At 39.1% G+C, this 1,240-nt stretch carries 1 protein-coding gene; it reads left to right on the top strand.

Going from position 1 to position 1,240, the window contains the following annotated elements; genetic code table 11:
• Window positions 1–112 precede the first annotated feature (112 nt).
• Window positions 113–976, top strand: a complete 864-nt coding sequence (locus tag RW114_RS20675; protein ID WP_340124611.1) for a hypothetical protein — start codon at window positions 113–115, stop codon at window positions 974–976.
• Window positions 977–1,240: the final 264 nt, after the last annotated feature.

The raw sequence follows: 1,240 nt of genomic DNA, 5'->3' as shown, positions 1-1,240 counted from the left end.
AAATACGGAGCGGCAGAAATATCAGTTCCCGTATAAAAAAATTGGGACAGCGCCATTCAGCTGGAGTGTGAACAGGGCTCTATCTTAAATTAAGGCATTATTTGTCTGGACAATGGGGTCCACTATAGTCTTCATCCAGCATAATAGCATCCTTCATGACACAATCTGCCGCTTAGAAGATCACCATTTACTTCAAGGTTGTATAACGATTTTCAAACTTTTACCAGACCTGAACGATTATGCTGATTCTTTCCATAACACATTTACGGTTGGATGTGATTATGATTCTATCAGTCAAGCTTTGTTGACTTTTGGTGATTATTCACAGAAGCATGATTGGAGAAGAAGATTTGGTAATCAGAATAATTCTGTATGGCGGGAACTGTTCACCCCAAGTCAGAGGCGTGGCGATTTTCATAATACCCAAAATGCATTGTATTTCATGTTGGGGCATCTTCATAATTTGCCTGCTTCCACTGTTGATTCGATTATCAATTCATATTTTGCATTATTTACAGCCAACCCTGCCAAAGAAAAGGATTGGAGATATTACTTTATTAAATATACCGGATTCCGAAAGAATGAAGACGGCTTTTATTATTGGCAGGATACCACCAAGCCTTATCAATGCATCATGATGCGGAGGTCAACGTTGGGCGGGTTTCACTGGTCACCTTTTTTGTTTTCACTAAAGAAAGCCTCCACCACTCTGATGAATTTGGAGAATTATGGGGCACCTTTGATATACGTAAAGGGTAATGCTACAGTCAAAATTTTCAATCAAAATGATGGCTTCAGGCTAGAGGCTTTAGGTTTAGATGGTCAGGCACTACTGGATGATGCAGCGAAGGCAGGATACATTACTTCGTCATTTGTATGCATGGTCAAGCAAGCATTAACCGGAGTTGATGAAGAAGATAGAATTGACAAAGGAGTCGATTTAATTCACAGCCTAAATACATTGCATGATAAATAATTGTAGGTTTTTCTAACATCTATAACAGGCGCATAATAAGAGAAGCCCGTTTAACACTTAATTCATTGATGAATGGCTGTTTTACAAGTTTTACCAGACATTCATTAGGGATTTTTGATAGACCAGTTTTGGCACAATATAGTGGACCCCATTGTCCAGACAAATAATGCCTTAATTTAAGATAGAGCCCTGTTCACACTCCAGCTGAATGGCGCTGTCCCAATTTTTTTATACGGGAACTGATATTTCTGCCGCTCCGTATTT

The sequence above is a fragment of the Methylobacter svalbardensis genome (genome assembly GCF_037671525.1).
Taxonomy (GTDB): domain Bacteria; phylum Pseudomonadota; class Gammaproteobacteria; order Methylococcales; family Methylomonadaceae; genus Methylobacter_A; species Methylobacter_A svalbardensis.
Note: the sequence above shows the minus strand (reverse complement) of the source record. Positions and strands in the feature narration are given on the sequence as shown.

Bases quoted from the DNA above. Each gene is read 5' to 3' on its own strand.
- RW114_RS20675 (WP_340124611.1), top strand. From the start codon at position 113: ATGGGGTCCACTATAGTCTTCATCCAGCATAATAGCATCCTTCATGAC.